The following is a 21,671-nucleotide window of genomic DNA, read 5'->3' as shown; positions in this document are numbered from 1 at the left end:
TTTCTAATTCCCATAACCGCACATTTTAAGTAAAATGATTATCATTTTATGGACTTGGGGTAGTTATGACGGTCAAAACACATATTATCGATTTAGCACACCTTGGCATGCACGACCTGGAACAGGTTGGCGGAAAAAATGCTTCTCTTGGAGAGATGATCAGTCATTTATCCTCAGCAGGAGTATCTGTTCCCGGTGGATTTGCAACCACTGCAGATTCATTCAAGGAGTTTCTGTCTCAAGATAATTTAGATAAAAAAATCTATGCAAAACTGGCTACCTTGGATCCAGATAATGTACAGCAATTAGCTGTTGTTGGAAAAGAAATCAGGGAAATGATCGTTAATACGCCATTTACTCCTGAGTTTGAACGTGCCGTGCGAGCTGCATACGAAAAACTATCGCAAACTATAGGCCATGAAAATTTCAGTGTAGCTGTTCGTTCATCAGCGACAGCAGAGGACTTACCTGATGCATCATTTGCAGGTCAGCAAGAAACCTTTTTAAACGTCAAAGGAATTGATGAAGTTTTGCTCTCAATCAAACATGTGTTTGCATCACTATTCAATGATAGAGCAATCACCTATCGAACACATCATCAGTTTGCTCATCATGAAGTGGCCTTATCTGCAGGTATCCAACAGATGGTGCGTAGCGATATGGCGGTAAGTGGGGTGATGTTTACCATGGATACTGAGTCAGGTTTTGATCAAGTAGTATTTATTACTTCATCTTATGGTTTGGGGGAGATGGTTGTTCAAGGAGCTGTCAATCCAGACGAATTTTATGTACATAAACCCGGGATTCAAGCGGGTAGACCGGCTGTTATTCGTAGAAATCTCGGTAGTAAAGCCTTGAAAATGGTTTACTGTGATGATCCCAGCAAGCAACAGCGAGTCAAAACCGTAGAGGTTGATGCAAAGGAGCGATTACTATTTTCTTTAACTTCAAGTGAGGTAGAAAGCTTAGCCCGCCAAGCCATGATTATTGAGAAACATTATGGCCGACCAATGGACATAGAATGGGCAAAAGATGGTGTAAATGGTCAATTATATATTTTGCAAGCTCGGCCTGAAACCGTAAAAAGCCGGGATAATAAACAAATATTGGAACGCTATACCTTACAACAAAAGGGTACAGTGTTAGCTGAAGGGCGTAGTATCGGGCAACGTATAGGTCAGGGTAAGGCAAGAATTATTAAAGATGTAAGTGAAATGGATCGTGTGCAACCTGGTGATGTGTTGATTTCCGATATGACGGATCCTGATTGGGAACCTGTAATGAAACGTGCTGCCGCTATTGTGACTAATCGTGGGGGCAGAACATGCCATGCGGCTATTATTGCACGTGAATTAGGTATTCCTGCTGTAGTTGGATGTGGAGATGCCACGAAAACCATACGTGATGGTGATGAAGTGACCGTCAGTTGTGCTGAAGGGGACAACGGCTATGTCTATGCTGGTTTATTGCCCTACGAGCAGGTACGTCTTGATGTAGAAACCATGCCTGAATTACCAATGAAAGTCATGTTGAATGTTGGAAATCCTGAAAGAGCGTTTACGTTTCAATCCATTCCTAACTCAGGGGTAGGTTTGGCTCGTCTGGAGTTTCTAATTTCCAATACTATTGGTATCCATCCGCGTGCATTACTTGATTTTGATCATTTGAAAGATAAGGAATTAAAACAATTTATTTCTGAAAAAACAGCAGCCTATAATTCTCCAGTCGAATATTATATTGAGCGCCTAAAAGAAGGAATTGCGACAATTGCTGCAGCGTTTTATCCCAAACCTGTAATTGTACGATTATCAGATTTTAAATCTAATGAATATGCAAATCTTGTTGGCGGGAACTTATATGAGCCGCATGAAGAAAATCCAATGTTGGGTTTTAGAGGTGCATCACGATATGTTTCTGAATCATTTGCAGAGTGCTTTGCTTTAGAATGTAAAGCAGTTCGACGAGTTCGTGAAGAAATGGGTTTAACTAACGTAGAAGTTATGATTCCGTTCGTACGAACAGTTGCTGAGGCAAGTAATGTAATTCAAGTTTTAAAGCAACATGGGCTTGAGCGAGGTAAGCATGGGCTACGGGTGATTATGATGTGTGAATTACCTTCTAATGCATTGCTGGCCAAAGAATTTTTAGAGTATTTTGATGGGTTCTCTATAGGTTCTAATGACTTAACTCAGCTGACATTAGGATTAGACAGGGATTCGGGACTAGTTGCTGCTCAATTTGATGAACGTAATGAAGCAGTGAAAGTCTTATTGCATATGGCAATTTCTGCTTGTAAAAAGGCGAAAAAATACATAGGTATTTGTGGTCAAGGTCCATCGGATCATCAAGATTTCGCTCAATGGTTAATGAAAGAGGGAATAGAAAGCGTTTCACTTAACCCTGACTCTGTTTTAGAAACATGTTTATTTTTGGCAAAGCAATAGCATAGATAGAGTAAATGTAACTATTCAATAAGCCTGAGCAAAAAAATCCTGTTCCGCAGCTTGTAGAATCCAGAATTTTGTGGATAAGCTGCAGGATAGGAGCATGTAGTTGGCGTGGACATTTATGAGTTATGTTAAATTGCTGAAGAGGTATTCGAATTCCAGACAATTTCCAAAAGAATCTTTTAGCGAGGTATAAAACAGTAATGCGGGGTTTAAAATGGTGGCTTCTAATTGTAGGAACATGTCCTGTTATGGCTTTTGCCTCTACTGGGGCTGATCATGTTGATCCGGTAGCATTTGTATTACTTGGCGTCACAACTATTTTTTTCTTTGCAATTATCGGTCGTTATACTGCAAGGCGTATAAATCAGCCCAGTGTTCTTGGTGAGTTGCTCATAGGAATTCTTATTGGCAATGTATTCTATTATTACGGATTCCCATTAGCAGTTTTATTACGAGAAGGCTCTTCAATTTTTGAAGCTGTTAAAGAAGTACTACAGGGGGTGCCATTAAATCAGGCGGTTAGTTCGGTCATTCCCAATGAAAATTATGCACAACAAGTTGTAGGTGCCTTAAGCGGCCCTCATGGATCCGATTTTCTTAAAATTGCTTATATTGTTGATATTTTCTCAAGATATGGGGTTATTTTCCTCCTATTCATGGTTGGTTTGGAGAGCTCGATCGAGGAAATGAAACATACAGGCCGTGATTCCGTTATTGTCGCTTTGATTGGTGTGATTGCCCCCATGTTATTGGGATTTGGTACAGTTTATTTATTGATGCCTAATGGTTCCTATCAATCCGATTTATTTATTGCAGCAACCTTGAGTGCAACGAGCATAGGAATAACTGCGCGTGTTCTTTCCGAAATGAAAAAATTACGCACCAGAGAAGCAAGAACCATATTGGGTGCGGCAATGTTAGATGATGTATTGGGCCTGATTATATTGGCTGTAGTCAGCTCCTTGGTAATTAGTGGGGCTGTAGATCTCATGGTTGTGTTGCGCATTATTGTAAGTGCTATGCTATTTTTTGTAGGTACTTTATTTTTAGGTCCAATTATTTTACGCAAGGCAATTCATTTTTTTCGTTTTCTTGAACCTTGGGAAGCAAAATTATTCATTTCCTTTCTGTTTATCATGACGCTTTCCTGGTTAGCTTCGGTGCTTCAACTTGCAACAATTATCGGTGCATTTACTGCGGGAATCATTCTTCATGATGACTATTTTGATGGTGTACCTTTGAGTCAACAAGAAAATCGCAGTATTTATCACTTATTATCCCCATTAGAATCAATCCTGGCACCGATGTTTTTTATTGTAATTGGCATTCAAGTCAAATTGGAAAGCTTTTATCATTTGAATGTAATTGTTTTGGCCACAGGTTTAATTATTGCTGCGGTGATTGGCAAATTAATTAGTGGATATGGGGCACGCACCCCAAATGATCGGTTACTAATTGGTATCGGTATGTTACCTCGCGGCGAAGTGGGGTTAGTTTTCGCTTCCATTGGCCGAACTTTAGGTGTTATTTCTGATGATTTATTTTCTGCAATCGTTTTAATGGTAATGGTGACGACATTTATTGCCCCTCTCTTATTAAAAATTCGATATGCCCAGAAAGATAGGAAAATAGCACATGAATAACACTTTATTACAGATAGAGGCCGAGGTAACACGTGCGTTACATGAAGATGTAGGTGATGGAGATGTTACCGCAACTTTATTATCTGCCGAACTTCAGGCTGAAGCAGAGATTATTTCTCGAGAGCCAATGGTGGTATGCGGCCAGCTTTGGGTTAATGAAGTATTTAATCAACTTGATAATCAAATCAAACTAGAATGGCAAGTTAGAGAAGGAGAATGGTTAGCGGCTCCATCTACTTTGTGTACTTTATCTGGCTCGGCAAGAAGCATTTTAACTGGTGAGCGCACGGCATTAAATTTTTTACAAACTCTTTCCGCTACGGCAACACAAACTTATCAATACGCACAAAAACTTCATGGTACCCAGACGCGATTACTGGATACGCGAAAAACAATTCCTGGATTAAGAGCAGCACAAAAGTATGCGGTGACTTGTGGAGGAGGTTTTAATCACCGTATGGGGCTTTATGATGCTATTTTAATTAAAGAAAATCACATTAAAGCCTGTGGCTCTGTTGCTCAGGCCGTTGCTTTGGCAAGAAAAAACAAAAAAAATGTTTTAGTTGAGGTGGAAGTCGAAACTCTGGATGAGTTATGTGAAGCAATTTGTGCTCATCCTGATCGAATTATGTTGGATAATTTTAGTCCAAAAATGCTTGAAGAAGCGATTAGAATAAATCATCCAAAACGTTGTACTTTAGAAGTATCCGGAGGCGTTACTCTGGAAAATATTGCTACAATAGGTCAATTAGGTGTTGATTTCATTTCTGTTGGTGCAATTACCAAATCAATTCATGCCATAGACTTAAGCTTACTTATTAGGAAAATTTTATGATGCCAATGATAATTTTTACGGGAGGAGGTACAGCAGGACATGTGGCGCCTAACTTGGCATTAATACATGAGTTTAGTCATAAAGGTTGGGAAATTGCATACATTGGTTCTGCCAATGGTATTGAGAAGCAGATGATCGAACCACTTAAAATTCCATTTTATGGTATAAGCAGTGGTAAATTGCGTCGGTATTTTAGTTTAAAAAACTTATTGGATCCATTTAAGATTGTACTTGGTATTGTGCAGTCTTTTTTCTTGCTTAATAAATTAAAACCGGATGTAGTGTTTTCCAAGGGTGGTTTTGTTGCATTTCCGGTTGTGGTAGGTGCGTGGTTAAACCGGATCCCTGTTGTTGCTCATGAATCCGATATGAGTCCTGGACTCGCTAATCGTCTGAGTTTTCCTTTCGTTAATAAAATTTGCTTGACTTTTGAAGCAGGAAAAAAGCACTTTAAAAAGCAAGATAAAATAGAAGTAACTGGTACTCCAATCCGTAAGCAGTTGTTTGCCGGTAGTTACGACCGTGGGCTTGAGTTATGCGGGTTTAATACAGAGAAACCTTGTCTTTTAGCTATAGGAGGTAGCTTGGGAGCAAGTTCTATCAATCGGAGTATTCGTGAGGCATTACCCCAATTAACCAAGGAATATCAAGTTATTCATATATGCGGAAAAGGAAAATTAGAGGCCTCATTAACTAATCGAAAAGAGTACAAACAGTTTGAATATGCTACTGAAGAATTAGCTGATTTATTTGCCGCAGCATCAATTGTTGTGTCACGAGCGGGTGCTAATTCTCTATATGAAATTTTAGCTTTAGGAAAGCCTCATATCTTAATTCCTTTACCAGCTGAGGTTAGTCGAGGGGATCAAATCCAAAATGCACGCTATTTTCAAAGGCTAGGAATTAGCCTAGTGATTGAAGATTGGTCTTTAAATATGGATACTTTACTGCAAACGTTACATGAACTGGAGACTAATAAAAAGGATATTAATAATAAAATCAACGCACTAAATATTAAGTCCGCTACGGAGCAAATCGTAGCTATTATTGAGGAGCAAGTTCATGTTCAATCCGCAAGCACTGTATGAATTCGTTTGTCACCAGTGGGAAGAGGAAATAATTCCTAGTTTATGTGATTACATAAAAATTCCTAATAAATCACCTCACTTTGATCCTGAGTGGCAGGAACATGGATTCATGGATCAAGCTGTATCCCATATTGCTGATTGGTGTAAGGCTCACGCTCCTAAAGGAATGGTGCTGGAAATTATGAGGCTCGAAGGACGTACTCCCTTAATTTTTATCGAAGTCCCTGGCGTAATTGACGAAACTGTTTTGTTGTACGGTCACCTTGATAAACAACCGGAAATGTCAGGATGGAATGAAGATTTGAACCCCTGGCGACCCGTGTTAAAAGATGGCCGTTTATATGGTCGTGGTGCAGCAGATGATGGTTATGCTGCATATGCCTCATTGACTGCAATTTGCGCTTTACAGAATCAAGGGTTACCCATTCCTCGTTGTGTTTTGATTATCGAAGCGTGTGAAGAGAGTGGTAGTTATGACCTACCTTATTATATTGAACAATTAAATGAGCGGATTGGTAAACCTAAGCTAGTTATTTGCCTTGATTCCGGCGCTGGAAATTACGAACAATTATGGATGACTACTTCGTTACGAGGAAATTTGGTCGGTGAATTGTCAGTTGAACTCATTCAAGAAGGAGTTCATTCGGGGGCTGCAAGTGGTATTATTGCAGACAGTTTTCGAGTTGCGCGGCAACTAATTAGTCGTATTGAAGATGAAGCTTCAGGAGAAGTGAAACCATCCGAGTTGTACTGTGATATTCCTGAAGAACGAATAAAACAAGCAGAGCAGTGTGCCCAGGTTTTAGGAGATTCTGTTTACACAGGGTTTCCCCTGCATGAAGGAGTTGATCCGGTAACAACGGATAGAAATCAATTGATTCTAAATCGGACATGGAGACCGGCATTGACTGTTACCGGAGCTGATGGTTTTCCTGCTATAGCAAACGCTGGAAATGTTTTACGTCCACACACCGCACTAAAATTATCTATGCGTTTACCACCTTTAGTAGATCCTAAAATTGCAGCAAAAGTGATGCAAGAGGTATTAACTAAAGAACCTCCTTATCGTGCTAAAGTGAGTTTTACTGTAGGTGATGGCTCGCCGGGATGGAATGCGCCTGAACTTGCTTCCTGGTTGGAAAAAGCTGCTGATGTCGCCTCAATGACTTACTTTGGAAAACCAGCTGCATATTTGGGAGAAGGGGGGACTATTCCTTTTATGGGAATGTTAGGTAAGAAATTTCCTGATGCACAATTCATGATTACTGGAGTTTTGGGACCTCAGTCCAATGCCCATGGTCCTAATGAGTTCTTGCACTTAGATATGGTGAGAAAATTAACTGCATGTGTTGCTTATGTACTTTATCATGTAAGTTAATATATTTTTAAGCAGCTGCTTTTCTCCATATGGAGGAGAGTGAAACTCCCTCACCCTAACCCTCTCCCATGATGGGAGAGGGCATTCTTGGCGTGTAGCACGTTAAAAGCACAGCAAAAACATAATGTCCCATTTTCCCTTCTTCCCTAGGGGAGAAGGTGCCCGTGGGGCGGATGATCCGAAATTTTTCAGTCACATTCAAGCAAAATTTTTGTTACTCCTTGAACTTAAAGCAAAAAAATTAAAAAACCTCTCGACAGGCAGCTCAATTCTTGGGATACTTTTTCCGGCTCTGGAACGAGCCACTTAGTCCAACAATTAGGAGAAAATTATGAAAGCAAAATTTATTGCTACTGTTTTGTCATTCGCAGTAGTTACTTTTTCTGCCCATGCAGTCGTTCCCAAAGAAACTTCTGTCAAAAACAAGCCCCCTGTGGTAATTCATAAAATTGATCTCAACTCGGCTGATTTATCAACGCTTACTGGCTCAGTTAAAGGCATAGGAAGAAAGCGAGCTGAAGCCATCATTGCATATCGTAAAAGTCATCATGGTTTTAAATCTTTGGAAGAGCTTGCTGAGGTGAAGGGCTTAGGCCAACGTTTTATGACTGCGAATCGAGATAAATTAAATCAGGTGTTTGTTATTAATAAAATAGAATAAAAGTCATAGTAAATTAGAGGATTACTTTTATGTCACTGTTGTATGCATTATTAGTACAACAGTGACACGTGAATTAAATTTTTTAGAGTACTTGTTCAGGTACTTTAATCGCTTCCAAATCAATTTTTAAATGACTAATTTCGCTCTTAAAGAATGTAAAACTTGTTGCTGCTCGAATCGGAATAAACCCCCTTTTATGATGAATTGCTTTAAGAAGTTTACCGATATCACTTTCTTTACCTTTTTCTTTATTCAATTCATCATTTATTTGTTGTTCAGACAATGTGGCTAATTTATTTTTGTCTTCAATCGACAGCTGATGGAATGCTGTTTCAATTGCCTCAATTTTCTTATGCGGATCAGAGGAGAAAAAACCAGCTCGTTCTAAAATTCCCTTATTTACTGTTTCAATAATGCCATTAATCTTTTCCAATCGCTTAATTTCAGTGAATATTTCTGATAAACCTTTTTTATCGTTACATTTAATTATTCGTTGCTCTATATTGCTTGTCTCTTCTGCATTTAAACGCAATTTTCCAAGGGCGATGCATAGATCAAGTTTTATTTTATCAGCGGGTAATTCGACTTGCTGTATTGAACTATTTGCTACGTGTAATGGTTGTTGGGCTTTAAGCAATAATTCTTTGAGTTGAACATTTTCTTGCTGCAAGAACTCTAACTGAGCTTTAAGATCCATCAAATCGGATGCAGGCTCCTTGATTTGCTTCCCTTCTTCTATTCGCTGAATTAATGAATTATATTTTTGTTGTAAAGACTCCAATTCTGATTTAAGTCGACTAGTTTCGGGGCTAACTTCACTTGATGATTTTTTAGTTTGTTGCTGTATCTCAAGTTGTTGATGCAATAATCCATTTTCTCGTTGCAAGACTTCTATTTGATTTTTTAGTTCAAGAATAGTTTGCTCGTGGTTCTGTGCAGAAATCAGGCTTCCTTTTAACTCTTCATTTTCTCTTTGAACATTCTGTAATTTGCTCTTCAGCTGTTCAAAAGCGGTACTCTGCTCTTGAAAAGCGATACTTTTTTGCTCTATTTCTCTTTTTTGCTTTTCAATGGTTTCTTTAGATGTGGACTCGACTTTTTCTAGTCGCTCAAGCTCTAAACCCTGTTCTGTAAGCTTGCGTCTTGCTTCATCAGCATCAAGCTTAACTTGCTCATATTCTTGTTGTAGGATTTGTAGTTGACGATTAGACTCCTCTAAAGTAATCATTCTTTGAGATAATTGTTCCTGTGTCTTTTGTAACTCTTCCCTAGAAGCAGATAGTTCCTTTTTCATTTTATCTAAAGCGGCTTGCCATTGAGTGCCATAAACTTTGATAAGTTGAGTAAGGGGCATGGCTTGTAATGCTGCGGCATTCTCAGGATCTTTATCCATGAGAGTTTTTCTAAATGCAGAAATATACCGGTTGATTTCCTCTTGATTGCCTTCTGGAAAACCAAGAGCTTCAAAAGTTTCACTAAGAACTTCTTGATGTTTTCTGGCTTCTGCAGCAAATTCTTTTTGTGCTTCATGACGGGCATTAGCTATTCCAAAGCATTGTTGACATAGATTTAGCGCTGGTTTTATATCTTTAAGAAACTTGTGTGCTTCTTCTGCCTTGCCCTTTTTTAAAAGAATAATATCTTGCAAGCTTTGCTCAATGGCTTTATGCATTGAGGTCCATCGCAAATCGATCCCGGAAGTCCGTGGTTGCTTACCCAATTTTTTTGCTTCAGCTATGTCTGCCTTCTCCTCTTCAGGTAAGATGCTAAAAGGAGTTCGCATGAAATCAACTAGGCTAAGGATTGAATCAAGGAGGTTATTTACTTTTTCTGCATACTTGGCTTTGAACATTTCCTTTTGTTTTTGAGGAGGTATGTCTTTAAATATTAGAAGTTTTAATATAGTTTTATGCTTTTGGGAGGGGGACCCATCGAGACTGTCAAAAAATTGTTTTGGTGTAAATTCTTGGGGAATTAATGGTTTAACAAAAGTATGCACTACCTCAATTTGTTCATCGCTTAATTCAACAATTGGCTTGTTATTAAGCGTTATTCCTAAACGTAAATAAGCGCCTAACAATGCGGATGCATCAATTGCTGCTTTGCCATGTTGAGGGATATGAAGTCGCTGGTCTCCTTGCAGGCTTATAAAATTAGCAATATTTTCCATTACCTTTGTATATTCGACGTTGTCTTTGCCTTTATTAGTCGCTTCTTTTAAAAATGAAAAAAGGTTGAAAAGAAGTTTACCCATTAAATCAGGTTCACCATGGGTCCACTGCGATAATTCATTTGATTTTAAACTGGTGGGCATAATAAATAAAAACCTTAGCTTAGTTCATTTATGTCAGGACAGATAGTATATAATATAATCAAAATGATTACAAAATATATTTTAAATGGAAAATTGAATCATAATAATAATTTGCATCAGTTTTAAAATTGTAACTTTGAATAAATAATTTATAATTAGTTGATTATTTTGATTGCTGGATGTACATAAATAGTATTTAAAGTTGTTTATTTTGTTTTCATTATTTATCAAAAATTGAAAATTCTCTTCATGTATAAAAATTCACTGTTTAATTTTAAATTGTTGTGTAAGAACTGTCGATTTTTATCCAAATTTAGTATAAAGTAGCGCAAAAAAAAGAATGGGATAGTGCGGCTTATGTTCAGAAAATTAAGGGGCGTGTTCTCCAATGATTTATCGATTGATTTGGGGACAGCTAATACATTGATTTATGTGAGAGATAAAGGGATTGTTCTAAATGAACCCTCTGTAGTTGCTTTACGTAATGAATCAGGACAAAAACGTGTTGCCGCTGTAGGCCTTGAAGCGAAGCGCATGTTGGGAAGAACCCCAGGAAACATCAATGCCATTAGACCAATGAAAGATGGAGTGATTGCTGACTTTTTTGTTACTGAAAAAATGCTGCAGCATTTCATTCATAAAGTTCATGAAAATAAATTCTTACGTCCAAGTCCACGAGTTTTAGTTTGTGTTCCTTGTGGTTCCACACAAGTAGAACGTCGTGCGATTCGCGAATCAGCAATGGGTGCTGGTGCTCGCGAAGTATTTCTTATTGAAGAGCCTATGGCAGCTGCTTTAGGGTCTGGAATGCCAGTTGAAGAAGCCAGTGGCTCTATGGTTGTGGATATAGGTGGTGGTACAACGGAAGTTGCGATTATTTCCTTAAGTGGAATAGTTTATCATCAATCCGTTCGTATCGGTGGCGATAAGTTTGATGATGCGATTGTATCTTATGTACGTCGTAACTATGGCACACTTATTGGGGAAACTACTGCAGAACGCATTAAGCATGAAATTGGCTCAGCCTTCCCAAGCCGCGATTTATTTGAAATTGAAGTTCGCGGCAGAAACCTTGCTGAAGGTGTTCCCCGTAGTTTTATTTTGACTAGCGCAGAAATTTTAGAAGCACTGCAAGAACCGTTATCCGGTATTGTTGGTGCAGTGAGAGCCGCTCTAGAATTAGCTCCACCTGAGTTGGCAGCTGACATTGCTGAGCGGGGTATGGTTTTAACTGGAGGTGGTGCTCTGTTGAAAAACATAGATACTTTGCTCATGGAAGAAACTGGTTTACCTGTATTAATTGCTGAAGATCCGCTGACCTGTGTAGCACGTGGTGGTGGTAAAGCTTTAGAAACCATGGATTTACGCGGCGGTGATTTCCTCTCAACAGAATAGTACGTATAACAGATTATTTAGTAGACGCGGGTACAGTTCTATAGGATTTGTGCTCGCTCTTGTCTTTTCTGTTTTTTTGATGTTCTCTGATTACCATTATCGTTATTTAGATAACGTGCGTAGTGGTTTTTCCCTTGTTGTTGCTCCTTTGCAATACGCAGTAGATTATCCTGTACGCGTTATTGGCTGGGTACAGTCGCTGGTTAGCGCGAAAAAAGCTTTAATTGCTGAAAATATGCAATTACGCTATCAGCAAACCATGTTGGAAGCAGAGTTACAAAAATTAATCATAATACAAAAAGAAAACTCACAATTAAAAGAATTGCTCCTTACCTCTTCAAAAGCAGACATGAGTGCAATGGCGGCACAAATTCTTGCTGTTGATACGAGCAATTCACGTCAGATAGTTATTTTAAATAAAGGAAAACGCGATGGCGCCTATGTAGGACAACCCGTTTTAGACGCTAAAGGCGTTATGGGGCAAATTGTTGATGTTGGTCCTATAACAAGTACAGTCTTACTTATTTCTGACTCTAAGAGCGCTGTTCCTGTGCGCAATAATCGCACGGGGGAGCGCGCAATTCTTGTTGGAACAAATGATATAGAGAAATTATCTTTAATTAATTTACCCAAAACTTCGTCGATTCATCCTGGCGATGTACTAGTTACTTCAGGTTTGGATAGGCACTACCCTGAAGGTTACCCTGTGGGGAGTGTGGAAGAAGTGAATAGCATCCCTGGTGAAGATTTTGTTAAGGTTAAAGTAAAACCTGTTGCACTACTTAATCGTAATCGGTTGGTATTGCTGATATGGCAAGATGCGGAGCAAGAGCAGTTAAATACACAAATTAATGAACGTTTAAATGCTAAGGAGACTATGTGATGAGAAATCTTCGCATACGTTTATTCTTGGGATTTATTGTTGCTCTTCTTTTGTCTATATTGCCTATGCCTGAATTAATCTCTGCTTTTAGACCTCCCTGGGTTTTATTACTCGTGCTTTATATAGAGTATTTTTTACCGGGTAACTTTAGACTGACTACATTACTGTTTGTGGGATTATTATTGGATGTCTTATTGGCAACGGTAATTGGAGAGCATTCATTTGCCTTGTTATTGGTGACCTGGATTGCTTCCAGCAAATCAAGACGATTTCAATTTTTTTCCATGATGCAGCAAATCTTCTTGATTGGATTCTTTTGTCTTTTATACCAATCGATTATCTCTTTAATTACAGCTCTTCTCGGTTTCAACTATAGTTTATTCATGCCTTTAGCTAGCGCATTGGTAGGAATGTTTGTCTGGCCATGGATTCGCCTGCTTGGTGAAGATACCTTGCTAAAACGTCTGGTTTATCGTTAAGTCGTCATCCCAAGGCAACGAAGGAGCCTGCATCTTGTCACTGTACTATAGCATGGAGAACCCTGGTTGAATTCCCATGCCGGTCGGGTTATTTGAATTGATGATGTATTATTCGGTACTCACCAGGTTGTAAATTCTCTAATTTCCAGTCACCAATTTGATGGCGAACTAATCTTAACGTAGGAAACCCAATTGCCGCAGTCATTTTACGAACTTGATGATTTTTTCCTTCTTTTAAAATAATTTCCAGCCAACTGGTAGGAATATTTTTCCGGAAGCGAATAGGAGGAATACGTGGCCATAATTGAGGTTCATCAATCAGTCTGACTTCGGCAGGTAAAAAGCTAATATCCTTAAGAACTAAACCTTTTTTAAGAGGAACTAAATCTAGTTCATTAGGTATGCCTTCAACTTGAACCCAATAATACTTCCGTTTATTGAATTTGGGATGGGTTAGCTGATGTTGTAGGGCTCCATGATTCGTTAATAATAACAGGCCTTCACTGTTTTTATCTAACCGTCCTGCTGCGTAAAACCCCGGTTTATTAATAAAAGCAGTTAATGTGTGTTCCGGAGCATCACCAGAGAATTGGCTGACGACACCATAAGGTTTATTCAATAATATAATTTCTGGCATTAAGCATGATATAAAACGAGTTTCTAGTCTGCTTATAGTAGGAGTTTTCCACATTATGGGCAATTCTAAAATTCAATTCATTGTTTTTGTAGGTTAATTCTTATACAATAACGCAAAAATTATACTTTATGGTGAAAATTGTTTATGAAATACACAATCTTGGTTTCTCTCTTTTTTTGTCAATTTACGTATGCGATGAATCATATTGTAATGGTTGGTGATGAAAAAGTTGAAATTAAGCACATTGTGGGTAGAGGTAAGACCTTTGTTCACTTACACCATAATGAACAAACCGCTTTAAAAGCAGCTCAGGCTGTAATCCAGAAGGATGGTGGAGGTCTTATTGCTTTAGTACATTCCGGTGGTCGCAATATTGTCTTTCATTTAAATAACCAACGTTATGAGTTTGATCCAAATCGAATTTTTACAGATAATGGGATCAAAAAAACGCTTTTGCAGTTTGGTCAATATAATCCGCAGGCACATCAGGAAGTAAATAAGTTGGCAAATAAAATAAAACAGTTACTGCCAAAGGGGAAAATAGTTGCTGTTCATAATAATTCAACTTATTCACTTAAAGATTATTTACCAGGAAACACTCTGGAAAAAGATGCACAGGCGATACACATGATTCCGGAAAATTATTTCCGTAATTTTTATTTAGTCACCAAAATTAATGATTTTCTTCGTTTAAAAAGCAAAGGCTACAATGGAATTTTGCAAAAACCTTCTGCAACAGATGATGGATCATTGTCAATATATCTTGCAAAAAATGACTATATCAATGTTGAAGCAGGATATGATCAACTTGTTGAGCAGATCAAAATGTTGCAACATGCATAGTAAACATTCAAGCATAGACAATTAAATAAAAATGGTACTTGGGATTCCAATCTATCACATGCTATCATTGCCTTTTCTCTAATTTTACGGAGTTGTCAATGACATACGATAAAATCAAAGTGCCTTCACATGGTGAGGCTATTACAGTTGCTGCTGATCTGTCACTTCGTGTACCTAATAATCCCATTATTCCTTTTATTGAAGGAGATGGAATTGGTGTTGATGTAACCCCGCCAATGATTCGAGTTGTTGATGCTGCTGTTGCAAAAGCATATGGCGATAAGAGAAAAATTGCCTGGATGGAAGTATATGCCGGCGAAAAAGCAACTAAAGTTTATGGTGCTGATCAATGGTTACCTAAAGAAACTTTAGATGCGATGAAAAAATATGTTGTTTCGATTAAAGGCCCCCTGACAACTCCAGTTGGAGGCGGAATTCGCTCACTCAACGTCGCTATTCGTCAAGAAATGGATCTTTATACTTGTTTGCGCCCAATTCGATATTTTACCGGCGTCCCAAGTCCACTTAAAGAACCTGAGAAAACCGATATGGTTATTTTTAGGGAAAACTCTGAGGATATCTATGCTGGTATTGAATGGAAGGCTGATTCTCCAGAAGCTAAGAAAGTGATTGAATTCTTAATAAAGGATATGGGTGTTAAAAAAATCCGTTTTCCCGAGAATTGTGGCATAGGCATCAAACCAGTTTCTAAAGAAGGAACGATGCGTTTGGTAAGAGCCGCAATCCAATATGCAATTGATAATGACCGCCATACAGTAACTTTGGTTCATAAAGGCAATATTATGAAGTTTACTGAAGGTGCATTTAAAGATTGGGGCTATCAAGTTGCACGTGATGTTTTTGGTGCCAAAGAATATGAAGGTGGTCCTTGGATGGAATTCAAGAATCCAAAAACTGGCAAGCAAATCATCATCAATGATGTAATTGCTGATGCGTTCTTGCAACAAATTCTTTTAAGACCGGAAGATTATAGCGTAATTGCTACACTTAACTTAAACGGTGATTATATTTCTGATGCTTTAGCTGCCCAAGTAGGCGGTATTGGTATCGCTCCAGGTGCCAATATAAGTGATGATGTTGCTGTATTTGAAGCAACACATGGAACAGCACCAAAATATGCAGGAAAGAATAAAGTAAACCCTGGGTCTATTATTCTATCTGCTGAAATGATGTTACGTCATATGGGATGGAATGAAGCAGCTGATTTAATTATCAAAGGCATGCAAGCTGCTATCGCAGCTAAAACAGTGACCTATGATTTTGAACGTGGTATGAGCGGAGCAACTTTGGTGAGCAGCTCTGGCTTTGGAGATGAAATAATTAAACATATGTAAATCGTATGGATGAAATGTAGCCTCAGTAAAATGCAATAGAAGTTAGGATTATTTCCAATTTTGTATTTTCATCAGAGGCTACTTCCATACCATTACAATTTAGACCTTAAATGAATGTTATCTAATCAATATGTTTTTGATTATTTCAAAGACTAATTTTTTCATTAAAAATAGATGATTTTACTGGCCAAAAGTGCGTAGGGAGTCTATAAAAATAGTATAGAGGTTGTATGTTATGAGCGGGCAAAATCTAGAGGAAATTGTAAGGCATAAAGTCGCTGAACCGGAGTTAAGCACGGAAAACAGACTGCCTAGAAAGTACAAAGTAGTGTTGCTCAATGATGATTATACACCTATGGATTTTGTAGTTGAGGTACTGAAGCATTTTTTTCACCTAAATGAAGAAATTGCCATTCAGGTGATGTTACAGGTTCATATCCAAGGAAAAGGCGTGTGTGGGGTATTTACACGAGATATAGCAGAAACAAAAGTAGCACTGGTAAATGAATACGCCAGAATGAATCAGCACCCATTGCTATCCAGCATGGAACCCGAGTAATTTGCTGTGGGCTGAAGAGGAGCAACGACAATGTTAAATAAAGAACTTGAATTCACCTTGAATTTAGCCTTCAAGGAAGCAAAAGAGAAGCGTCATGAATTTATGACAGTTGAGCATTTGTTGTTGTCATTGCTTGATAACCCAGCGGCAGGAAGTGTATTGCAAGCTTGTGATGCAAATATTGAAGCATTACGCCGCGATTTAATTGAATTCATTGATGAAACGACTCCCAGAATTCCTGAAGATGAATTGGATAGAGAAACTCAACCTACACTTGGTTTTCAACGTGTGTTGCAACGTGCTGTATTTCATGTTCAATCTGCAGGAAAAACTGAAGTAACTGGTGCTAACGTTTTAGCAGCAATTTTTAGCGAACAAGAAAGTCAAGCAGTTTATTTTTTACGTCGTGAAAACATTACACGGCTTGATGTAATTAATTATATCTCTCATGGAGTTTCCAAGTATCAAAACAATGATATGCACGAAAACATGAACTCTATGGAAGATGATATGAGCTCATCAGAGGGTAATGAATCACCTCTGGAAAGTTATTGTACGAACCTCAACCGACGTGCGAAACAAGGAAAGATTGATCCGTTGATTGGACGTCATGAAGAAATACAGCGTACTATTCAGGTATTATGCCGACGTCGAAAAAATAATCCATTGCTTGTCGGCGAAGCCGGGGTAGGTAAAACTGCAATCGCTGAAGGCTTAGCTCGACGCATTGTAGATGGTGAAATACCCGACGCGATCCGTGATTGTGTTGTCTATTCCCTTGACTTAGGTGCTTTGCTTGCTGGAACCAAATATCGTGGTGATTTTGAAAAACGGTTAAAGGCGGTGTTAAAACAATTAGGTCAACAAGATGGTGCCGTATTGTTCATTGATGAAATTCATACAATTATTGGTGCTGGAGCTGCATCAGGTGGTGTTATGGATGCATCTAATCTAATTAAACCCTTGTTGGCAAACGGTGAGCTAAAATGTATTGGTTCTACAACGTATCAGGAATACCGAGGTATTTTTGAAAAAGATAGAGCTTTAGCAAGACGTTTCCAAAAAATTGATATACCTGAACCTACAGTAGATGAAACTTTTGAAATATTGAAAGGGTTAAAAGGACGATTAGAAGAGCATCATGGTGTGAAATTCACTATTCCTGCACTAAAAGCAGCTGCTGAATTATCTGCAAAATACATCAATGACCGATTTTTACCTGATAAAGCAATCGATGTGGTTGACGAGGCAGGCGCCTATCAGAATTTATTAACGGCGAGTAAACGCAAGAAAATCATTAGTGTCACCGAAATCGAGAGTGTTGTTGCAAAAATTGCACGCATACCTATCAAGAAAGTATCTGCTCGTGATAAAGATACGTTACGTAATTTAGAACGTGATTTGAAACTCTTAGTCTATGGGCAAGATCAAGCGATCACTGCGTTAGCTTCTGCCATTAAATTAGGTCGTTCAGGACTTAGAGATCCCCAAAAGCCAGTAGGATGTTTCCTATTTGCTGGACCAACGGGGGTTGGAAAAACAGAAGTAACCAGACAATTGGCCAATGTTTTAGGCATAGAATTATTACGCTTTGATATGTCTGAATACATGGAAAAGCATACCGTTTCACGTTTAATTGGTGCACCTCCAGGATATGTTGGTTATGATCAAGGTGGTTTGTTGACTGAAGCAGTGACTAAAAATCCTCATGCAGTGTTGTTACTTGATGAAATAGAAAAAGCACATCCAGATGTATTTAATTTACTGTTGCAAATTATGGATCATGGTACCTTAACCGATACGAATGGCCGTCAAGCTGATTTTAGACATATTATTCTGGTAATGACCTCTAATGCAGGGGCAGGGGAGATGGTACGAAATTCCATTGGCTTTTCACAACAAGATAACAGCAATGATGGGCTTGAGGTTATTAAAAAGCAATTTAGTCCTGAGTTTAGAAACAGACTCGATGCAATTATTAATTTTGCTCCATTGGATGCTGTGACAATTGGTTTGGTTGTTGATAAGTTCATTATGGAGTTGGATGAGCAATTAAGTCATAAGGGCGTTACTTTCAACGTCGATAAAATGGCTCGTGAGTGGCTTATTGAGCATGGTTATGACAAAGTGATGGGGGCTCGTCCGATGGCTCGATTGATTCAAGAAAATGTAAAAAAACCACTGGCTGATGAGCTTTTATTCGGTAAATTGATGCATGGTGGACATGTCACCTTAAAAGTAAAAGACGGTAAGCTGCATTTTGACAGTCATGATCATAGAGAGGGTGTTTTTTAAATGTCATTGACTGTAATAATAATAACTAAAAATGAAGAGAGAAATATTAGAAGATGTCTCGAATCCGTACGATTTGCCGATGAAGTAGTCGTACTGGATTCGGGAAGTACCGATAACACAGTAGCGATTGCCAAAGAATACACTGAACACGTTTTCTCTACAGACTGGCCGGGTTATGGTGCCCAAAAACAAAGAGCATTATCAAAAGCTACAGGCGATTGGGTATTAAATCTTGATGCTGATGAGTCGGTCAGTGAGGAATTGCAGCAAGAAATCATTTTGGCCATGTCGTCGAATGCAGCCGATGCTTTCAGAATCGCAATTCAAATGTATTTCTATAATCAACCCTTAAAATATTCTTCTAGCCCTAAACGTCACGTTCGTCTTTTTAAACGTGCAAACGCCTATTTCAGTAATGACATTGTGCATGAAAAAATAGTACTTCCAGAGGGCACACGAATTGGGAAAATCAAAAATGTTATTATGCATCACTCATTTAAAGATGTGAGTCATGTTTTATATAAGATGAATAAATATTCATCTTACAGTGCAAAGACATACATCTTGAATAAGAGAAGATCCAGTTTTATTAAAACAATGGCAAGTACTTCATGGATGTTTTTCAGATGTTATATCTTGCAACGTGGTTTTTTGGATGGCAGAATAGGTTTTTTATTTGCAGTGTTTAATGCACAAGGTACTTTTTATCGCGGTGTTAAACAATTGTATCAAGACAGCAATATCGATCAATTGCCCAAAAGCACAGAGGAATTAATTTGAGACTGAGCTTGTTAGAAGGAATAAATAATTTACTAATACCAATGCTGCTTGTTTTGCTAGCGTTTTTTATCCCTATAAGTGTTAGTGTTAAGTCAATTTTAGTGGTGATTAGCTTAGTGGCTCTGGTGCTTGCTCCTTATTACAGACAATACTTGTATTATTCTTTTAATACATTATGGGCTCGAGCTGCCATTGGCTTATTTCTTTTTGTCATTATCGGTTGCTTTTGGTCGGAAGCACCGTTCTCATTGCAATACAATGTTATCGATAAATATTCCAAGTTAATTTTTCTGCCAGTGCTTGCTGTAGGCTTTATTAAACCCAAAACAAGAATCTGGGTTTTAAATAGCTATATACTAACCATGCTATTGACTTGCGTTCTTTCAGTGCTGAAGGACGAACAGTTATTAATGTTTCATTCCATAGATCCTGCTGATGTATTTTACAATCACATTATTACTGGGTTTATGGTAGCCTTGGGTGTTTATTTTGCAGCAATTTTACTATTACGCCCGAATATAAATAAAGGGTTACGAATTATCTATTTAATTATGGTTGTTTTGGGAACATATCAGACATTTTTTCTTAATCCTGGGAGAACAGGCTACATTATCTACGGTGTTTTAATGTCTTTATTGATTGTGCTAAAACTGCCTCTTAAAAAAGCTTTGATCGGAATTGTAGTATTTATAGGAGCAATGAGTTTAGCCTATACCCTGAGTCCTGTGATGCAAAATGGAGTTCGTATAATGATGGATGATATTAAGCTCTTGCAACGCAATCAAGCAGATACTTCTTTGGGGTTTAGAATTCAGTTTCATCAATATGCTCAATCTTTATTTGAAAAACATCCCCTGATAGGAGTAGGCACAGGAGGTTTTCAATACAGCTTTGCTCAAGAGCAACCTATACCTGCCTGGGGGAAGAAACTTAATGAACCTCATGGTCAATATTGGTTAACGCTTGCAGAACTGGGTTTAATAGGGATTGTTCTTTTTCTTTTTTTTATAGGCACGTTATTTGTTACTGCCTTCAAGCTTAAAGAAATGAAACCATTTCTTTTGGGGTTATTGGTTTCTTTTTGTGTGTTATCTTTCTCCGATACTATATTTTGTTATTCAACAATAGGTTACTTATTAATTCTTTTCAGTGCCTTGTGTTTTGGGGAGCTAATTGAACAACATCAAGAGTCAGTAGCCCAAAAAGCATGAGTAGTGAATAAGCATCAGCTCAGATAGAACGGATATGTTTTAAATATCTAATAATTGTACTGGCCATAGATGGTAAAAATGATGGACTGGTCCATTTCCTTGACCAACGCAATTTTCTTTTGCTGCCTGTATGGCATTAAATAAATATTTTTTTGCAATACTGCATGCCGAAACCAAGTCAATTTTTTGAGCTAGGCAGGCTGTTATTGCTGCAGAAAGGGTACATCCAGTTCCGTGGGTATTTTTAGAATTAATTCTTGGGCTTGCAAACCAATGAGTATCTCCGTTTGATCCTATTAACAAATCATTTGATTCTTCTGAGTGCAAAAGATGTCCGCCTTTGAGTAAAACGTATTTAGGGCCAAGTTCAAGCAGCTTTTGTCCAACATACAGCATTTCTTTTTCAGATGATGCAGTTGTTCCTGTAAAAGTAGATGCTTCTGGCAGATTAGGGGTAATCACAGTAGCAAGGGGCATAAGTTGTGTTATCAATGAATCAACAGCCTCGGGCAATAATAATGGGTCTCCACTTTTAGCAACTGTTACAGGGTCAATGACAACAGGAATATCTATGGCTTTTCTTTTAAGAAATGAGGAAACTAATTCAATGATTTCATTACTGAAGAGCATACCTATTTTTATACTGTCTGGTTTAATGTCATCAAATATAGCATTTAGTTGATCTTCTATAGCTTGCAATGGAATAGTGTAACAGTGTCTTACACCACATGTATTCTGTACAGGTAGTGCCGTAAGTACAGTCATTCCATAGCAACCTAAAGCAGAAAATGTTTTTAAGTCAGCTTGAATTCCTGCTCCACCTGAGCCATCAAATCCTGCTATAGATAAGGCTTTATATCGCATA

The 21,671-nt window shown here is 38.2% G+C and carries 18 protein-coding genes; 15 read left to right on the top strand and 3 right to left on the bottom strand.

Annotation, left to right across the window (positions count from 1 at the left end; all coding sequences use genetic code 11):
* The first annotated feature begins 65 nt into the window (after window positions 1-65).
* The 6 genes from ppsA to ELY20_RS09760 all read left to right on the top strand — a co-directional run bounded on the left by ppsA (window position 66) and on the right by ELY20_RS09760 (window position 8,055).
* Complete coding sequence (gene ppsA / locus ELY20_RS09785; RefSeq protein ID WP_110143497.1) at window positions 66-2,444, top strand: phosphoenolpyruvate synthase; 2,379 nt, start codon at window positions 66-68, stop codon at window positions 2,442-2,444.
* A 206-nt stretch (window positions 2,445-2,650) separates the two neighbouring features.
* Complete coding sequence (locus ELY20_RS09780; RefSeq protein ID WP_110143496.1) at window positions 2,651-4,093, top strand: cation:proton antiporter; 1,443 nt, start codon at window positions 2,651-2,653, stop codon at window positions 4,091-4,093.
* Entirely contained in the window at window positions 4,086-4,928 is an 843-nt protein-coding gene (gene nadC, locus ELY20_RS09775; protein ID WP_110143495.1) for a carboxylating nicotinate-nucleotide diphosphorylase, read from the top strand. Before ELY20_RS09780 ends, nadC begins: the two co-directional genes overlap by 8 nt.
* Window positions 4,925-6,016, top strand: a complete 1,092-nt coding sequence (locus ELY20_RS09770; RefSeq protein ID WP_110143494.1) for an undecaprenyldiphospho-muramoylpentapeptide beta-N-acetylglucosaminyltransferase — start codon at window positions 4,925-4,927, stop codon at window positions 6,014-6,016. Before nadC ends, ELY20_RS09770 begins: the two co-directional genes overlap by 4 nt.
* Window positions 5,991-7,394 (top strand): M20 family metallopeptidase, encoded by a 1,404-nt coding sequence (locus ELY20_RS09765; RefSeq protein WP_110143493.1) that lies wholly within the window; start codon window positions 5,991-5,993, stop codon window positions 7,392-7,394. The genes ELY20_RS09770 and ELY20_RS09765 overlap by 26 nt, the downstream gene beginning before the upstream one ends.
* A 331-nt stretch (window positions 7,395-7,725) precedes the next feature.
* Window positions 7,726-8,055, top strand: coding sequence for a ComEA family DNA-binding protein (locus tag ELY20_RS09760; protein WP_110143491.1), 330 nt, complete (start codon window positions 7,726-7,728; stop codon window positions 8,053-8,055).
* Between the two features lie 82 nt (window positions 8,056-8,137).
* Here ELY20_RS09760 and ELY20_RS09755 read toward each other — a convergent pair whose 3' ends face one another.
* Window positions 8,138-10,369: a coiled-coil domain-containing protein gene (locus tag ELY20_RS09755; protein WP_110143490.1), complete on the bottom strand. Its 2,232-nt coding sequence runs from the start codon at window positions 10,367-10,369 to the stop codon at window positions 8,138-8,140.
* Window positions 10,370-10,726: 357 nt separating this feature from the next.
* Here ELY20_RS09755 and ELY20_RS09750 point away from each other — a divergent pair, with 357 nt between their 5' ends.
* From ELY20_RS09750 to mreD, 3 genes are read left to right on the top strand one after another with little or no spacing between them, the layout of a single operon-like run.
* Window positions 10,727-11,764 carry a rod shape-determining protein gene (locus ELY20_RS09750; protein WP_003636696.1) on the top strand — a complete coding sequence of 346 codons (1,038 nt, stop codon included), beginning with the start codon at window positions 10,727-10,729 and terminating at the stop codon, window positions 11,762-11,764.
* Window positions 11,742-12,647, top strand: a complete 906-nt coding sequence (mreC, locus tag ELY20_RS09745) for a rod shape-determining protein MreC (protein WP_110143489.1) — start codon at window positions 11,742-11,744, stop codon at window positions 12,645-12,647. The genes ELY20_RS09750 and mreC overlap by 23 nt, the downstream gene beginning before the upstream one ends.
* Window positions 12,647-13,126, top strand: coding sequence for a rod shape-determining protein MreD (gene mreD, locus ELY20_RS09740; protein WP_110143488.1), 480 nt, complete (start codon window positions 12,647-12,649; stop codon window positions 13,124-13,126). The genes mreC and mreD overlap by 1 nt, the downstream gene beginning before the upstream one ends.
* 88 nt (window positions 13,127-13,214) lie before the next feature.
* Here mreD and ELY20_RS09735 read toward each other — a convergent pair whose 3' ends face one another.
* Window positions 13,215-13,763: a pseudouridine synthase gene (locus ELY20_RS09735; RefSeq protein WP_110143509.1), complete on the bottom strand. Its 549-nt coding sequence runs from the start codon at window positions 13,761-13,763 to the stop codon at window positions 13,215-13,217.
* A 144-nt stretch (window positions 13,764-13,907) separates the two neighbouring features.
* Between ELY20_RS09735 and ELY20_RS09730 the strand changes: the two genes are divergently transcribed.
* From ELY20_RS09730 to ELY20_RS09705, 6 genes are all read left to right on the top strand, one after another.
* On the top strand, window positions 13,908-14,606 hold the full coding sequence (locus ELY20_RS09730; RefSeq protein ID WP_199739199.1) for a protein tyrosine phosphatase: 699 nt from the start codon (window positions 13,908-13,910) through the stop codon (window positions 14,604-14,606).
* A 98-nt stretch (window positions 14,607-14,704) separates the two neighbouring features.
* Complete coding sequence (icd, locus tag ELY20_RS09725; RefSeq protein WP_110143487.1) at window positions 14,705-15,961, top strand: NADP-dependent isocitrate dehydrogenase; 1,257 nt, start codon at window positions 14,705-14,707, stop codon at window positions 15,959-15,961.
* 235 nt (window positions 15,962-16,196) lie between these two features.
* Window positions 16,197-16,520, top strand: a complete 324-nt coding sequence (gene clpS / locus ELY20_RS09720) for an ATP-dependent Clp protease adapter ClpS (RefSeq protein WP_110143486.1) — start codon at window positions 16,197-16,199, stop codon at window positions 16,518-16,520.
* A 30-nt stretch (window positions 16,521-16,550) separates the two neighbouring features.
* Window positions 16,551-18,815, top strand: coding sequence for an ATP-dependent Clp protease ATP-binding subunit ClpA (gene clpA / locus ELY20_RS09715; RefSeq protein WP_110143485.1), 2,265 nt, complete (start codon window positions 16,551-16,553; stop codon window positions 18,813-18,815).
* Complete coding sequence (locus tag ELY20_RS09710; RefSeq protein ID WP_110143484.1) at window positions 18,816-19,595, top strand: glycosyltransferase family 2 protein; 780 nt, start codon at window positions 18,816-18,818, stop codon at window positions 19,593-19,595.
* The gene (locus tag ELY20_RS09705) at window positions 19,592-20,806 is read left to right on the top strand and encodes an O-antigen ligase family protein (protein ID WP_233590549.1); all 1,215 of its coding nucleotides are present in this window, start codon (window positions 19,592-19,594) and stop codon (window positions 20,804-20,806) included. Before ELY20_RS09710 ends, ELY20_RS09705 begins: the two co-directional genes overlap by 4 nt.
* A 39-nt stretch (window positions 20,807-20,845) precedes the next feature.
* Here the strand turns inward: ELY20_RS09705 and thiD are convergent, their stop codons facing one another.
* The gene (thiD, locus tag ELY20_RS09700; RefSeq protein WP_110143483.1) at window positions 20,846-21,670 is read right to left on the bottom strand and encodes a bifunctional hydroxymethylpyrimidine kinase/phosphomethylpyrimidine kinase; all 825 of its coding nucleotides are present in this window, start codon (window positions 21,668-21,670) and stop codon (window positions 20,846-20,848) included.
* Window position 21,671: the final 1 nt, after the last annotated feature.

This window comes from Legionella qingyii (assembly GCF_003990155.1).
GTDB lineage: Bacteria > Pseudomonadota > Gammaproteobacteria > Legionellales > Legionellaceae > Legionella > Legionella qingyii.
The sequence above is the reverse complement of the archived record's forward strand: the minus strand, read 5'-3'. Positions and strand labels throughout refer to the sequence as shown.

Bases quoted from the DNA above. Each gene is read 5' to 3' on its own strand.
- ppsA (WP_110143497.1), top strand. From the start codon at position 66: ATGACGGTCAAAACACATATTATCGATTTAGCACACCTTGGCATGCAC.
- ELY20_RS09780 (WP_110143496.1), top strand. From the start codon at position 2,651: ATGCGGGGTTTAAAATGGTGGCTTCTAATTGTAGGAACATGTCCTGTT.
- nadC (WP_110143495.1), top strand. From the start codon at position 4,086: ATGAATAACACTTTATTACAGATAGAGGCCGAGGTAACACGTGCGTTA.
- ELY20_RS09770 (WP_110143494.1), top strand. From the start codon at position 4,925: ATGATGCCAATGATAATTTTTACGGGAGGAGGTACAGCAGGACATGTG.
- ELY20_RS09765 (WP_110143493.1), top strand. From the start codon at position 5,991: ATGTTCAATCCGCAAGCACTGTATGAATTCGTTTGTCACCAGTGGGAA.
- ELY20_RS09760 (WP_110143491.1), top strand. From the start codon at position 7,726: ATGAAAGCAAAATTTATTGCTACTGTTTTGTCATTCGCAGTAGTTACT.
- ELY20_RS09755 (WP_110143490.1), bottom strand. From the start codon at position 10,369: ATGCCCACCAGTTTAAAATCAAATGAATTATCGCAGTGGACCCATGGT.
- ELY20_RS09750 (WP_003636696.1), top strand. From the start codon at position 10,727: ATGTTCAGAAAATTAAGGGGCGTGTTCTCCAATGATTTATCGATTGAT.
- mreD (WP_110143488.1), top strand. From the start codon at position 12,647: ATGAGAAATCTTCGCATACGTTTATTCTTGGGATTTATTGTTGCTCTT.
- ELY20_RS09735 (WP_110143509.1), bottom strand. From the start codon at position 13,763: ATGCCAGAAATTATATTATTGAATAAACCTTATGGTGTCGTCAGCCAA.
- ELY20_RS09730 (WP_199739199.1), top strand. From the start codon at position 13,908: ATGAAATACACAATCTTGGTTTCTCTCTTTTTTTGTCAATTTACGTAT.
- icd (WP_110143487.1), top strand. From the start codon at position 14,705: ATGACATACGATAAAATCAAAGTGCCTTCACATGGTGAGGCTATTACA.
- clpS (WP_110143486.1), top strand. From the start codon at position 16,197: ATGAGCGGGCAAAATCTAGAGGAAATTGTAAGGCATAAAGTCGCTGAA.
- clpA (WP_110143485.1), top strand. From the start codon at position 16,551: ATGTTAAATAAAGAACTTGAATTCACCTTGAATTTAGCCTTCAAGGAA.
- ELY20_RS09710 (WP_110143484.1), top strand. From the start codon at position 18,816: ATGTCATTGACTGTAATAATAATAACTAAAAATGAAGAGAGAAATATT.
- thiD (WP_110143483.1), bottom strand. From the start codon at position 21,670: ATGCGATATAAAGCCTTATCTATAGCAGGATTTGATGGCTCAGGTGGA.